The organism is Reyranella sp., assembly GCF_050185545.1.
Classification (GTDB): Bacteria; Pseudomonadota; Alphaproteobacteria; order Reyranellales; family Reyranellaceae; genus Reyranella.
Genome location: NZ_JBFWZI010000190.1, coordinates 1 through 13342, shown reverse-complemented (window position 1 = coordinate 13342; position 13342 = coordinate 1). Strand labels below are relative to the sequence as shown.

At 68.8% G+C, this 13342-nt stretch carries 14 protein-coding genes; 12 read left to right on the top strand and 2 right to left on the bottom strand.

The genetic code is table 11. The features are described 5' to 3' along the window. Together AB7O82_RS31605 and AB7O82_RS31600 are read right to left on the bottom strand one after the other, a co-directional pair. Window positions 1–1598: phosphoenolpyruvate carboxykinase (locus tag AB7O82_RS31605; RefSeq protein WP_428621101.1), on the bottom strand; the 1598-nt coding region annotated here is incomplete at its 3' end. Between the two features lie 264 nt (window positions 1599–1862). Continuing rightward, window positions 1863–2591, bottom strand: coding sequence for a HugZ family protein (locus AB7O82_RS31600; protein WP_428548610.1), 729 nt, complete (start codon window positions 2589–2591; stop codon window positions 1863–1865). A gap of 140 nt (window positions 2592–2731) precedes the next feature. On the opposite strand from AB7O82_RS31600, the gene AB7O82_RS31595 reads away from it, so the two are divergent. The 12 genes from AB7O82_RS31595 to AB7O82_RS31540 all read left to right on the top strand — a co-directional run. Then, on the top strand, window positions 2732–3427 hold the full coding sequence (locus AB7O82_RS31595; protein WP_428548607.1) for a response regulator transcription factor: 696 nt from the start codon (window positions 2732–2734) through the stop codon (window positions 3425–3427). Beyond that, entirely contained in the window at window positions 3396–5174 is a 1779-nt protein-coding gene (locus tag AB7O82_RS31590) for a stimulus-sensing domain-containing protein (protein ID WP_428548604.1), read from the top strand. The genes AB7O82_RS31595 and AB7O82_RS31590 overlap by 32 nt, the downstream gene beginning before the upstream one ends. A gap of 76 nt (window positions 5175–5250) precedes the next feature. Further along, on the top strand, window positions 5251–5727 hold the full coding sequence (locus AB7O82_RS31585) for an HPr kinase/phosphorylase (RefSeq protein ID WP_428621100.1): 477 nt from the start codon (window positions 5251–5253) through the stop codon (window positions 5725–5727). A 196-nt stretch (window positions 5728–5923) separates the two neighbouring features. Further along, window positions 5924–6853, top strand: coding sequence for an RNase adapter RapZ (gene rapZ, locus AB7O82_RS31580; RefSeq protein WP_428548598.1), 930 nt, complete (start codon window positions 5924–5926; stop codon window positions 6851–6853). An 8-nt stretch (window positions 6854–6861) separates the two neighbouring features. Then, entirely contained in the window at window positions 6862–7266 is a 405-nt protein-coding gene (locus AB7O82_RS31575) for a PTS sugar transporter subunit IIA (protein WP_428548595.1), read from the top strand. Further along, window positions 7263–7574, top strand: coding sequence for an HPr family phosphocarrier protein (locus AB7O82_RS31570; RefSeq protein WP_428548592.1), 312 nt, complete (start codon window positions 7263–7265; stop codon window positions 7572–7574). The genes AB7O82_RS31575 and AB7O82_RS31570 overlap by 4 nt, the downstream gene beginning before the upstream one ends. A 228-nt stretch (window positions 7575–7802) precedes the next feature. Then, window positions 7803–8966, top strand: coding sequence for a hypothetical protein (locus AB7O82_RS31565; protein WP_428548589.1), 1164 nt, complete (start codon window positions 7803–7805; stop codon window positions 8964–8966). A 377-nt stretch (window positions 8967–9343) separates the two neighbouring features. Continuing rightward, window positions 9344–9952, top strand: coding sequence for a LysE family translocator (locus tag AB7O82_RS31560; protein WP_428548586.1), 609 nt, complete (start codon window positions 9344–9346; stop codon window positions 9950–9952). 146 nt (window positions 9953–10098) lie between these two features. After that, window positions 10099–11493, top strand: a complete 1395-nt coding sequence (ahcY, locus tag AB7O82_RS31555; protein WP_428548583.1) for an adenosylhomocysteinase — start codon at window positions 10099–10101, stop codon at window positions 11491–11493. A 236-nt stretch (window positions 11494–11729) separates the two neighbouring features. Next, on the top strand, window positions 11730–12170 hold the full coding sequence (gene tsaE, locus AB7O82_RS31550) for a tRNA (adenosine(37)-N6)-threonylcarbamoyltransferase complex ATPase subunit type 1 TsaE (RefSeq protein ID WP_428548580.1): 441 nt from the start codon (window positions 11730–11732) through the stop codon (window positions 12168–12170). Then, window positions 12157–13170: an aminoglycoside phosphotransferase family protein gene (locus AB7O82_RS31545; protein WP_428548577.1), complete on the top strand. Its 1014-nt coding sequence runs from the start codon at window positions 12157–12159 to the stop codon at window positions 13168–13170. Before tsaE ends, AB7O82_RS31545 begins: the two co-directional genes overlap by 14 nt. Continuing rightward, window positions 13167–13342: sugar phosphate nucleotidyltransferase (locus AB7O82_RS31540; protein WP_428548631.1), on the top strand; the 176-nt coding region annotated here is incomplete at its 3' end. The genes AB7O82_RS31545 and AB7O82_RS31540, both read left to right, overlap by 4 nt.

Here is a 13342-nt window from a genome sequence, read left to right as displayed (position 1 = left end):
GCGCGGATGGCGGCGCGGTTGACCTTGTCCTCGACGTGGCTCTCGAACTGCTGGAAGTTGGCCTCGAAGCGGCGGGCGACGTCGCGGGCGGCCGAGTCGTAGGCCTTCTTGTCCTTCCAGGTGTTCTTCGGATTGAGCACCTCGCCCGGCACGTCCGGGCAGGCGCTCGGCACCTGCATGCCGAAGTGGGGATCGGCGGCGCTGGCAATCGCGGCCAGCCGGCCGTCGAGCGCGGCACGCAGCATCGCCCGCGTGTGGCGGATCGACATGCGCTCGCCGACGCCGAACCCGCCGCCCGACCAGCCGGTGTTGACCAGCCAGCACTTGACGTGCTGGCGCGCCATCTTCTCGCCGAGCATCCCGGCGTAGACCGTCGGATGGCGCGGCATGAAGGGCGCCCCGAAGCAGGTCGAGAAGGTGGCTTGCGGCTCGGTCACGCCCTTCTCGGTGCCGGCGACGCGCGCCGTGTAGCCCGACAGGAAGTGGTACATTGCCTGCTCGGGACTGAGCTGCGAGATCGGCGGCAGCACGCCGAACGCGTCCGCCGTCAGCATGACGATGTTCTCCGGCGTGCCGCCGATGCCGGTCGGCGAGGCGTTGGGGATGAAGTCCAGCGGATAGCAGGCGCGCGTGTTCTCGGTGTGCCGGCCGTCGTCGAGATCGAGCCCGCCGGTCGCGGGATCCATCACCACGTTCTCCAGCACCGTGCCGAAGCGCTCGGTGGTGGCATAGATCTCCGGCTCGGCCGCGCGGCTGAGCTTGATCACCTTCGCGTAGCAGCCGCCCTCGAAATTGAACAGGCTCTGCTCACCCCAGCCGTGCTCGTCGTCGCCCAGCAGGGTGCGCGCGGGATCAGCCGACAACGTCGTCTTGCCGGTGCCCGACAGGCCGAAGAAGATCGCCACGTCGCCCTTCGGCCCGACATTGGCCGAGGCGTGCATCGGCAGGACGTTCCGGTCGGGCAGCAGGTAGTTCAGGATGGTGAACACCGATTTCTTGATCTCGCCGGCGTACCAGGTGCCGCAGATCGCCACCACGCGATCGGTGAAGTTGACCAGGATCGCGCAGTCGGACGCGGTGCCGTCGAGCCTGGGATCGGCCTGGAAGCCGGGCAGGTTCAGGATCGTGAAATCGGGCTGGAAGCCTTCGAGCTCGTCCGCGTTCGGCCGCAGGAACATGTTGCGGGCGAAGAGATTGTGCCACGCCGTCTCGGTGATGACGCGCACGCCGATGCGATGCGCCGGATCGGCGCCGGCCCAGCAATCGCGCACGAACAGGTCGCGGCGCTGGGCGTAGGCGGTCATGCGGTTGTAGAGCGCGCGATAGCGCTCGGGCGAGATCGGCTTGTTGGTCTTGCCCCAGTCGATGCGGTCGCGGCTCGCCGCATCCTCGACAAACACCTTGTCATTCGGCGAGCGGCCGGTGTGGATGCCGGTATGCACCACCAGGGCGCCGCCGTCGGCTACGCGTCCTTCGCCGCGCCTTACTGCCTCCTCGTAGAGGGCCGGCACCGGGAGGTTCCAATGGACCGCGCCGTGATTCTTCAATCCGAGCGATTCAATTCCGAACTTGGGGACGACGAAGCCCGTCTGTTTCACTGCGCTTCTCCTGGCTGTAGGGCGCAAGGGCTATGCGACACTCGGGACGCTACGGGCAAGAGGCTGGTTTCGCACCCGCGAATGGCATGCCGCGCCGCGAAAATCGCGTGGATAATCTGTGATTGCTCATACGGACCGCGGGCGTCCCACCAGCTCATGAGAAGAGCGGGCGGGACGCCCGCGGTCCATGAGAGCCATGCCCCCTCCGGCCCTACGGGCCACCTCCCCCGATGACGCCCCCCGATGACGGGGGAGGAACATAGATCATTTCGCCCGGGCCCGCCTCACGAGGTCGACCAGGACACCGCGCGCCTGCGCGGGGGCGGTGAGAGGCGCGTCGAAGGGCAGGCGGGCGATCTCGCCGCCGTATCGCAGGTCGATACCCTCTGCGTCGATTCCGGTCATGCGCCAGCCATCGCCGGCGCGGCCGAGCAGCTTCCTGGCATAGAGCTGCACGGCGTCGGCATGGTCCTCGTTCATGTGCGCCACGATGCCTGGCTCGGCCGCGTCGAGACCGTCGGCCGCTGCCTCGCCCAGCAGCTCGGCGGCGGAAAGCCAGCGGATCTTGCCGAAGCCCGCGACCAGGTGGGCGCGCTCGACGGTCACCCGATAGAATGCGAAATCCCTGAAGCCGGCGTACATTCCGGCATCGGGATGGCGCGCCAGGAAGCGGCGGCGCAACCTGTCGTCGCTGGCCCGTCCGGCCCGGCCGACCAGGGTGACGCGCGGCCCTGTGAGCGGCTGGTCGAGCCCGTGCGTGCCATCGAACAGCAGCGAAACGCGCCCATCGCCCGCGATCGCCTTGCTGTGCTCGGCGAGATCGCTCAACAGCAGGATGGGCGACAGGTCGTGATCGACCGCCACCAGGACCAGGGAGGCATAGGGCCAGCCCGTGCCTTCGCCGCTCCCGTCTGCCGGCAAGAGGCTGGCCAAGGCAGCCCGGTCCAGCCCGCGCACCAGGTCGCGGGCGGCACGTGCCAGGTCATCCGACACGGCTACACATCATTCGTCATGATTTCTGGTCAAAAACGCCTTATTTCGTCCATAGGGGTGGCAGATTGGGGCAGCGGCGGCAACGCCCCGGTTTGTGCTACGATTATGTCACCGTCCGACCCGTCAGGAGAAGCAAAGCCGTGCGCAAGAACATCGCCCTCGTCGACGACGACCGCAACATCCTGACCTCCGTGTCGATGCTCCTGGAAACCGAGGGGTTCCAGGTGAAGACATACAATGACGGGGCTTCGGCGTTGGAGGGCCTGAACCAGGCGCCGCCCGATCTCGCCATCTTCGACATCAAGATGCCGCGCATGGACGGCATGGAGCTCTTGAACCGCATCCGCAAGACCCAGCAGTTCCCAGTGATCTTCCTCACCTCCAAGGACGAGGAGATCGACGAGGTGCTCGGCCTGCGCATGGGCGCCGACGACTTCATCCGCAAGCCGTTCTCCCAGCGCCTGCTGCTCGAGCGCATCCGCGCCGTGCTGCGCCGCGCCGATTCGGGGACGGCCAAGGGCGAAGGCCAGGTCGAGCGCATCGTGCGCGGCGAGCTGGTGCTCGATCCGAGCCGCCACCAGTGCACCTGGAAGGGCAAGGAGGTGCACCTCACGGTCACCGAGTTCCTGCTGCTGAAGTCGCTGGCCGAACGGCCGGGACACGTCAAGAATCGCGACCAGCTGATGGACGCGGCCTACGGCGAGACGATCTACGTCGACGACCGCACCATCGACAGCCACATCAAGCGGGTGCGCCGCAAGTTCCGCGAGGTCGACGGCGAGTTCGAGCAGATCGAAACGCTCTATGGCATCGGATACCGATACCGCGACGCCTGAGCCCGCCCGGCGCTGGTCCGGTTTGCAGGGCGCCATCGCGCGCGTCGCGGCCGCCTTCGGCCGCCGCGACGCGGCGCCGACGCGCCCGACCGAGACGCCGTCGCTGCTGCGCCGCCGGCGCAGCGCGACGCGCCGATACTCGCCCCTCACCCGCCGCATCCTGCTGCTCAACATCGTGCCGGTGGCGCTGCTCACCCTCGGCGCGGTCTATCTCAGCGATTACGAGGAGGAGCTGATCGACGCCGAGCTCGCCTCGCTCGCCGTGCAGGGCGAGATGGTGGCCGCCGGCATCGCCGAGATCGCCGTGGCGGGCGGCGAAACCACGGTCAATCGCCTCGACGCCGAGGCAGCGCGCCAGCTGCTCGCCCGCATGGTCCATCCGACCGGCGTGCGCGCCCGGCTGTTCAGCGAGACCGGCGAGCTCCTGGGCGACTCGGCGGTGTTGACCGAGGCCGGCCGCATCCATGTCGTGCCGTTGCCGCCGCTCGAATCGCCGTCCGTCACGCATGGCGATTTCGGCGAGCGGGTGAGCGACTGGGTCGCCCGCCAGCTCTCGCGCGCAGACCGTTTTCCCCAGTATGTCGACCGCGCCTTGCCGACGGTGCGCGACTTCCCCGAGGGCCAGAGCGCGCTGCGCGGCTTCAACGCCTCGGCGGTGCGCGTGTCGGGCGACGGCCGGCTGATCCTGAGTGCCGCCGTGCCGGTGCAGCGCTACAAGCAGGTGCTGGGCGCCCTGCTGCTGATGCGCGACAACCGCGCCATCGCCGCGTCGCTGCGCGAGGTGCGCTACGACATGATGGTGATCGCGGCGGCCGCGCTCGGCATCACCGTGCTGCTGTCGCTCTATCTCGCCGGCACGATCACCCAGCCCATCGTGCGCCTGGCGCGTGCCGCCGACGAGGTGCGGCTGGCGCGCGAAAGCCGGCCGGAAATTCCCGACCTCGGCAAGCGTGGCGACGAGATCGGCGATCTCAACGACGCGCTGCGCTCGATGACCGAGGCCCTGTGGCAGCGCCTCAACACCATCGAGAGCTTCGCCGCCGACGTCGCGCACGAGCTCAAGAACCCGCTGACCTCGCTGCGCTCGGCAATCGAGATGGCGTCGCGCCCGACGCTCTCACCCGACCAGCGCGACAAGCTGATGGCCATCGTGATGGACGACATCAACCGGCTGAACCGGCTGATCTCCGACATCTCCGACGCCTCGCGGCTCGATGCCGAGCTGATGCGCGGCGACGTGAAGTCGCTCGATCTCAACCTGCTGCTGGCCGACATGGCGCGCCACTACGCCGCCACGGCGCTGCAGAAGGCGGGCGTCGAGCTCGAGTTCCGCCTCGCCGCCAACCCGCCGTTCCTGGCGCACGGCCATGACGGGCGCTACGGCCAGGTGTTCCGCAACGTCATCGACAATGCCTTGTCTTTCAGCCCTGCGGGCTCGCGCATCGTGGTCGAGCTGTCGCGCGCGCCGCGCAACGGGCCGTTCATCGTCACCATCGACGACGAAGGGCCGGGCATTCCCGAGGACAACCTCGAATCGATCTTCGAGCGCTTCTACTCGGAGCGGCCGACCGAGCATTTCGGCCAGCATTCCGGCCTCGGCCTGTCGATCTGCCGGCAGATCATGGAGACCTACGGCGGGTCGATCACGGCCTCCAACCGCCGGGCGCCGGCCGATGGCGCCGAGCCCGGCCGCATCCTGGGCGCGCGCTTCACCATCCAGGTGCCGGCAGCCGACTCGCGCGCGTGAGCCGGCGGATCCCAGTGGCCGGCTCATGCGGACCGCGGGCGCGGAAACGGCGCGGTTTACCGCGCCGGACCCGCTCATGAGAAGAGCGGGCGAGACGCCCGCGGTCCGGAAGAGTCATTCCCCGACCGCACACGCAACCTGCGTTGCCCTGCGCCACGGCCGGACCTGGCGCGCCGTGCTGCTGCGCGGCCCTTCGGGGGCCGGCAAGTCGGACCTGGCGCTGCGCCTGATCGAGGTCGGCGCACGCCTCGTCGCCGACGACCGGACCACGCTGAAGCGCACCGGCGGCGCGATCATGGCGAGCGTGCCGGCCGCGATCGCGGGCCTGATCGAGGTGCGCGGGTTGGGCATCCGCCGCCTCGCCCGCAGCCAGCTGCTGGCGCGCGCGCCGGTCGTCCTGCTGGTCGACCTGGTAGCACCCGCTGCGATCGAGCGCCTGCCCGAGCCTGCCCACGAGGCCCTGCTCGGCGTCGACCTGCCGCTCCTCAAGCTCGCGCCCTTCGAAGCCTCGGCGTGCGCAAAGTTGCGCCTTGCAGTCGCCATGAGGGTATAGTTTATCGCCCACCCCACGTAGTGGGGAGGTGCCCCGTCATACGGGGCGGAGGGGTCATGACTCTTCTGGACCGCGGGCGTCCCGCCCGCTCATGATCATGTTCGGGCGGGTCGCCCGCGGGCCGGATGTCGCAAGACCCCTCCGTCGCCGTAAGACGGCGACACCTCCCCAGCGAAGCTGGGGAAGAAAAGCCAACATGACCGCCTCGTCCGTCGTCCCCCTGTCCCAGCCGCGCAGCGCGCCGCGTCCGTTCGTCGTCGTCACCGGACTGTCCGGTGCGGGACGGATCACGGCGCTGCATGCACTGGGCGACATGGGCTATGTCGCAGTCGACAACGTGCCGCTGATGCTTCTGGGCGACGTGATGAACTCGACTGTGGGCAATCCTGGCGAGCGCGCCGTCCCCCTCGCCTTCGGCATCGACACGCGGACCTTCGGGTTCGACCCGCGCGCGCTGGTGCGGCGGGTCGATGAGCTGCGCCAGCGCGCCGACGTCGCGGTACGCCTGCTGTTCCTCGACTGCGACACCGAGATCCTGCAGCGCCGCTACACCGAATCGCGTCGCCCGCATCCGCTGGCGCCCGACCGGCCGCTGATCGACGCGATCAGCGAGGAGCGCAAGCAGATCGGCGGGGTGCGCGACGCGGCCGACCTCGTAATCGACACGTCGGCCCTGTCGCCGAACACCTTCAGGCAGCTGCTGGCAGGCCATTTCGCGCTCGGCGCCGTCGGCACGCGGCTGGCGGTGATGTCGTTTTCCTACCGGCGCGGACTGCCGCGCGAAGCCGACCTGGTGTTCGACGTGCGCTTCCTCAGGAACCCGCACTACGTGCCCGACCTCAAGCCGCTGACCGGCCGAAACCCGGCGGTCGCCGCCTTCGTCGCCGGCGATCCCGGCTACCGGCCCTTCGTCGACGGCGTGAAGGGCCTGATCGGGCCGCTGCTGCCGCGATTTGACGCAGAGGGCAAGAGCTATTTGACAATCGCCGTCGGCTGCACGGGTGGCCGGCACCGTTCCGTAACGGTCGCGGAGGAGCTTGCAGACTGGTTGCGCGGCGCGGGCCGCTCGGTCACTCTCTCCCACCGGGACGCCGATGCGGCCGGGGACGCGGGCGGCGCAGGGTAGAGCAAGACATGATCGGTATCGTATTGGTTACCCACGGCAATCTGGCGCGCGAATTCATTGCGGCGCTGGAGCATGTCGTCGGGCCGCAGCAAGGCATGGCAGCCGTGTGTATCGGCCCCGACGACGACATGGAGAAACGGCGCGCCGAGATCCTGGAGAACGTCCAGGCCTGCGAAAGCGGTAACGGCGTGATCGTGCTCACCGACATGTTCGGCGGCACGCCCTCCAATCTCGCCATCTCGATCATGGAGCGCGCCCGCATCGAGGTGCTGGCCGGCGTCAACCTGCCGATGCTGGTAAAGCTCGCCTCGGTGCGCGCCCGGCCGATCGCCGAGGCCGTGCGCATGGCGCAGGAAGCCGGCCGCAAATACATCACCGTCGCCTCGCGCATCCTTGCCAAGGAAGCTTCGTGAACGACGGCTCGCCGCGCACCACGGCAGACGCCGAGATCGGCATGGTCCGGCGCACCCTGCAGATCACCAACAAACGCGGCCTGCACGCCCGCGCCGCCGCCAAATTCGTGCGCACGGTCGGCCAGTTCGACTGCCAGGTCCGCGTATCATTCAAGGGCCAGGAGGTTTCCGGCCTGTCGATCATGGGCCTGATGATGCTGGCCGCCGGCCTCGGCAGCGCCATCGAGCTCGCCAGCTCGGGCCGCCAGGCGGTCGAGGTCATGGCCGCCCTGTCGACCTTGATCGAGGGCCGGTTCGGCGAGGATTGACCTCATTCTCTTGCGGACCGCGGGCGCGCTCGTAGGCGTCAGCTTTGCTGAAAGAGGGCCTCATTCGCTGGGAGCGCGCCACTCCGATGGCGCTCATGGGCTGTTGGATCGGCAAGGAACGCGCCATCAGAGTGGCGCGCTCCCAGCGAAAGAACTGCCCGCCACTCCGGACATGCCCTTCCCTTTTCACATTCGCCGGTGCTAATTCGCCTCAATGGAGGTGTGGCGATGAGCGTCGAGGGTGAGACGGCCGGAAGCGGTCTCGCGAAGGCGCATGGGGAACCGGCCAAGGCGACCGGATCGGAACAGGCTGCCGGGCAGGAATCGTCGCGCGGAAACGCGACACGGCTCGCGAGCAGCCTGCTGATGATCGGTTCGGTGCTGCTCACGCTGGGGGTTCTGGAGATCGGCTGTCGCTTGCTGCGCGGCGGGCCGCAGCTCCTGGTCCACTGGCCGAACTTCGCCGCCGTGCGGATGGGCATCAGCGACCAGGGCAGCGGTGCCTGTGCCTATGCCTACGACGCCACCCTCGGATGGGTCCTGCCGTCCAACTGCAAGGTGTCCTCCCTCAGCACCGACGCCCATGGCTTTCGCCGGACGCCCGACGGCGCCTTCACCGGCCGGCCGGCGGTGCTCGCCACCGGTTCGTCCTTCACCCAGGGCGAGGAAGTGGCCGACGACGAAGCCTGGCCGGCGCAACTGCAGTCGATGATCGGCCGCAAGGTGGTGAATGGCGGCGTCAGCGGCTACGCCTTCGACCAGGCGGTGCTCTACACCGAGAGGATCGTGCCCGAGGTCAAGCCGCGCCTCGTCGTTATCGGCTTCACACCCGACGATGTCCGGCGCAGCGAGCTGGCCGAAGCCTGGAGCCGGCAGAAGCCCTATTTCACCGTGGCCGACGGCCGGCTCGAGCTGCGCAACGTCCCGGTGCCGGGCCAGCTGCGCGCCTCGCTGCCGACGCTGGGGCGCCTGCTCGGCTGGTCGGCGCTGGCCGAGGACATCACGCAACGCCTCGGCATGCAGCGCGGCTGGTATTTCGACGAGGTCCAGGGCGCGCCGCCTGGCAGTGGCGAGGAGATTGCCTGCCTGCTGATGAAGAGGCTCGCCGGCCTCGGCGTGCCGACAATGCTGCTGTCGCAGTACAGCCGCGGCTACGCGATGGCCGACGCCGACGGCAAGGCCAGGGATCGACGCACTGTCGCCAAGGTGCTGGGCTGCGCCGCCGAGGCGGGCCTCATCGCCTTCGACCTCGCCGAGCCGCTGCAGGTCGCGATGGAGCGGCACGGTGTCGACGCGCTCTATCGCACAGACCACCATTCGGTCGAAGGCAACCGCGTGGTCGCACAGGCGATCAAGGACGAGCTGGTACGACAGCGACTGTTTCCGCAATGATGCGCTGATCGGATGACCAGCTCGGTGGCACGCGGCATCGACACGCTCTGCCGTACCGACCACCGTTCGGCGCAAGGCAACCGCGTGGATGACAGCGAGGTTCGCCGCTGGCCGGATGGGAGGCGCCGGCTCTTGCACCTTCAACCGGACCGTGCTGTGATCTCGCTTGTCGCTCCCGAGGGGCGGCCGTAAGCGTTTCACGTCAATCAACGCGATCATCCGACATCGACCTTTGCGGACCGATGCCGGAGAGTCGCGAGTATTGATGACGTGATGGCTTCCCTGCTTCTCCGCCTTTCACGATCGACCGCCCGACGACTGTCCTGCATGGGCCCGCGTGGCCGACCTCGTCGCTTGTCACGTAAAAGGACCCTGTCATGGACATCGACCGTCTGCTCGTCTTCGCCGCCGCCTACTTCGCCGTCGTCATCCTGCCAGGACCCGCGGTAACCGCCCTGCTCGCGCAAGTGCTGGCGCGCGGCCCCGGGGGAACGGTCAGCTTCATCGCCGGTATCGCCGTAGGCGCTGTGATCTGGCTGTCTGTCGCCGCCGCGGGCCTTGCGGCAATGGCAGCGGCCTTCGCCCCGGTGTTCGTCGTGATCCGCTATGCCGGCGCGACTTACCTGCTCTGGCTTGCCTGGAAGCTTTGGACGGCCCCGGTGCAGCGACTCGACGCGCCCAGCGCCACCAGCGGAGACAAGGGCCTGTTCCTCACAGGGCTCGCCATCAACCTCGGCAACCCCAAGGCGATCGTCTTCTTTCTCGCCCTGCTTCCTTCCGTCGTCGATCTCGGCCGGCTGACGCCGTTCGCCTTCGCCGAGCTCGCGGCCGTCGTCGTGACCATCGCGTGCGGCGTGTTCGGCGCGTACACGGTGCTGGCGATCCGGGCGCGCCGGCTGTTCACGTCGGTGCGCGCCATCCGCGTGGTCAATCGCAGCAGCGGTATCGCCGTGGCAGGCGCCGCAGCAGCCATCGCAACGCGTTGAGCGGCACGCGGCATAAAGCCCGGCGCATATCGGCATAAGTAGTTGCTTATATGTGCGTATCTCGGTGCCGGCCGCGTTGAGGGGCCGCAGGGCCGCTGTTATGACACGGCCCGCCTTCCCTCTTTCCGCACTGCCAGGAGCGCCACATGGCCCAGGATTACGTCGTCAAGGATATCGGGCTCGCCGATTGGGGCCGCAAGGAAATCGACATGGCCGAGACCGAGATGCCCGGCCTGATGGCGATCCGCAAGGAGTTCGGCCCCAAGAAGCCGCTCAAGGGCGCGCGCGTGGCGGGCTCGCTGCACATGACCATCCAGACGGCGGTGCTGATCGAGACCCTGAAGGCGCTCGGCGCCGACGTGCGCTGGGCGTCGTGCAACATCTACTCGACGCAGGATCATGCCGCCGCCGCAATCGCCAAGTCGGGCACGCCGGTGTTCGCGGTCAAGGGCGAGAGCCTCGAGGAGTACTGGGACTACACCCACAAGATCTTCGAATGGGGCGACGGCGGCGCGCCCAACATGATCCTCGACGACGGCGGCGACGCCACCCTGCTGGTCCATCTCGGCATGCGCGCCGAGAAGGATCCGTCGCTGGTCGCCAAGCCGACCAACGAGGAGGAAGAGGTCCTCTACAAGGCGATCGCGCGCACCAACAAGGAGAAGCCCGGCTGGTACGCCAAGCTCGGCGCGGCGATCCGCGGCGTCACCGAGGAGACGACGACCGGCGTGCACCGACTGTACCAGATGGAGAAGGAAGGCCGCCTGCTATGGCCGGCCATCAACGTCAACGACTCGGTCACCAAGTCGAAGTTCGACAATCTCTACGGCTGCCGCGAATCGCTGGTCGACGGCATCCGCCGCGGCACCGACGTGATGATGGCCGGCAAGGTCGCCATGGTCGCGGGCTTCGGCGACGTCGGCAAGGGCTCGGCCGCCTCGCTGCGCCAGGCCGGCTGCCGCGTCATGGTTTCCGAGGTCGATCCGATCTGCGCCCTGCAGGCGGCGATGGAGGGCTACGAGGTCGTCACGATGGAAGACGCCGCGCCGAAGGCCGACATCTTCGTCACCGCCACCGGCAATGTCGACGTGATCACGCTCGACCACATGAAGGCGATGAAACATCGCGCGGTGGTCTGCAACATCGGCCACTTCGACAGCGAGATCCAGATCGCGAGTCTCAGGAACTTCAAGTGGCACCACGTCAAGCCGCAGGTCGACGAGGTCGAGTTCCCGGACGGCAAGCGCATCATCGTGCTGTCGGAGGGCCGCCTGGTGAATCTCGGCAACGCCACCGGCCATCCGAGCTTCGTGATGTCGGCCTCGTTCTCCAACCAGACCCTGGCGCAGATCGAGATCTTCACCAACCCGGGCAAGTACGAGAAGAAGGTCTACACCCTGCCCAAGACGCTCGACGAGAAGGTGGCGGCGCTGCATCTCGAGAAGGTCGGCGCCCGGCTCACCAAGCTGCGCCCCGACCAGGCGAAGTACATCGGCGTGCCCGAGGCCGGCCCGTTCAAGGGCGAGCTCTACCGGTACTGAGCGAGGCGTGCTTCTTCTCCTCCCCGGCTCCGCCGGGGAGGTGTCGCCGTCATGCGGCGACGGAGGGGTCTTGGTCGCGGGCGTCTCGCCCGCCCATGCTCATGAGCGGGCGAGACGCCCGCGGTCCGCATGACTCATGGCCCCTCCGCCCCCTGCGGGGGCACCTCCCCAACGCAAGCGCTGGGGAGGAATGATGGCTTGCAGAATCACCTCCCCCCGTGAGACGGGGGAGGCGGATGACTTACTCCTTGTCCCTGCCCGACGAAGCTGCGACCGAGCGGCTGGGCGCAGCGCTGGCCGAGCGCCTGCGGCCCGGCGACGTGGTCGCGCTGCAGGGTGGACTGGGCGCCGGCAAGACGACGCTCGCACGCGCCGTGCTGCGCGCCGCTTCGGGCGATCCGGCGCTGGTCGTGCCCAGCCCCACCTTCACCCTGGTCGAGATCTACGACACGCCGCGGGGCGCCTACTGGCACTTCGATCTCTACCGCCTGGAAACGGCCGAGCAGGTCCTCGAGCTGGGCTGGGAAGAAGCGCGCGCCGACGGCGTGGCCCTGGTCGAATGGGCCGAACGGCTGGGCCCGCTGCTGCCGCCGGACAGGCTCGCCGTCAGCCTGGCGCCCGACGGCGCCGGCCGGCGCGCCGACATCGATGGAGGCGCACGCTTTGCCGGCCTGTGAGCGCGACGCGGCGCGCGACCGCGCGCGTGCGGCGTTCGCCCAGCGTGCCGGTTGGGGCGATGCCGGCGAGCGGCGACTGGCCGGCGACGCCTCGTTCCGCCGCTACTATCGGCTCAGCCGGCCGCGCCAGTCGGCGATCGTCATGGACATGCCGGCCGGCGAGGATGTGACACCGTTCGTGCGCATTGACCGGCATCTGCTCGGGCTCGGGCTCAGCGCGCCCGAAATCTACGCCGAGGATGCCGGCGCGGGCTTCCTGCTGATCGAGGATTTCGGCGACGATACCTTCACCCGCGTGCTCGCGGCCGGCGGCGACGAAGGCGAGCTGTATGGTCGCGCGACCGATGTGCTGGTCGCCTTGCATCGCGCCGGCGCGCGTGCCTTGCTGCCCGGCCTGCCGACCTATGCCGGCGAGGCCCTGATCGAGGCGACCATGCTGCTGCCCGAATGGTACGTGCCCGCCGCCACCGGCACGGTCCTGCCGGCCGACGAGGCCGAGCGCTATCGTGCGGCGTGGCGCGCCGCCCTCGCCAGCCTGCCGCCGGCTGACGACACGCTACTGCTGCGCGACTATCACCGCGCCAACCTGATGTGGCTGCCGGCGCGGCCCGGAGCCAAGGCGTGCGGCCTGCTCGATTTCCAGGACGCCCAGCGCGGCCATGCCGCCTACGACCTCGCCTCGCTGATCGAGGATGCGCGTCACGACGTGTCGCCTGCGGTGCACGCCGCCTGCCTGGACCGCTATCTCGGCGAGACCGGCCTCGCCGATCGCGCGGGCTTCCGGGCGGCATTCGCGCTGATGGCGGCGCAGCGCCACGCCCGCATCATCGGCCTGTTCGTCCGCCTGATGCAGCGCGACGGCAAGCGCGACTACCTGCCGTTCCTGCCGCGCGTCTGGCGGCAGCTGGAGCAGGCGCTGGCGCACGAGGCGTTGCAGCCGCTCAGGGCGTGGGTCGATCGCGTTGTGCCGCCCGGCTCGAGGCGCGTGGGAGCAGCATGATCAAGACAGCAATGATTCTGGCCGCCGGCCGCGGCGAGCGCATGCGGCCGCTCACCGACACGATACCCAAGCCGCTGATCCCGGTCGCCGGCAAGTCGATGCTCGAACGGTCGCTCGACAAGCTGGTCGAGGCTGGCGTCACCCGGATCGTGGTCAACGTCCATCATCTCGG

Excerpts from the sequence above, each read along its gene's own strand:
- AB7O82_RS31590 (WP_428548604.1), top strand. The coding sequence starts at position 3,396 with ATGGCATCGGATACCGATACCGCGACGCCTGAGCCCGCCCGGCGCTGG.
- AB7O82_RS31585 (WP_428621100.1), top strand. The coding sequence starts at position 5,251 with ATGAGAAGAGCGGGCGAGACGCCCGCGGTCCGGAAGAGTCATTCCCCG.
- rapZ (WP_428548598.1), top strand. The coding sequence starts at position 5,924 with ATGACCGCCTCGTCCGTCGTCCCCCTGTCCCAGCCGCGCAGCGCGCCG.
- AB7O82_RS31575 (WP_428548595.1), top strand. The coding sequence starts at position 6,862 with ATGATCGGTATCGTATTGGTTACCCACGGCAATCTGGCGCGCGAATTC.
- AB7O82_RS31565 (WP_428548589.1), top strand. The coding sequence starts at position 7,803 with ATGAGCGTCGAGGGTGAGACGGCCGGAAGCGGTCTCGCGAAGGCGCAT.
- AB7O82_RS31560 (WP_428548586.1), top strand. The coding sequence starts at position 9,344 with ATGGACATCGACCGTCTGCTCGTCTTCGCCGCCGCCTACTTCGCCGTC.
- ahcY (WP_428548583.1), top strand. The coding sequence starts at position 10,099 with ATGGCCCAGGATTACGTCGTCAAGGATATCGGGCTCGCCGATTGGGGC.
- tsaE (WP_428548580.1), top strand. The coding sequence starts at position 11,730 with ATGACTTACTCCTTGTCCCTGCCCGACGAAGCTGCGACCGAGCGGCTG.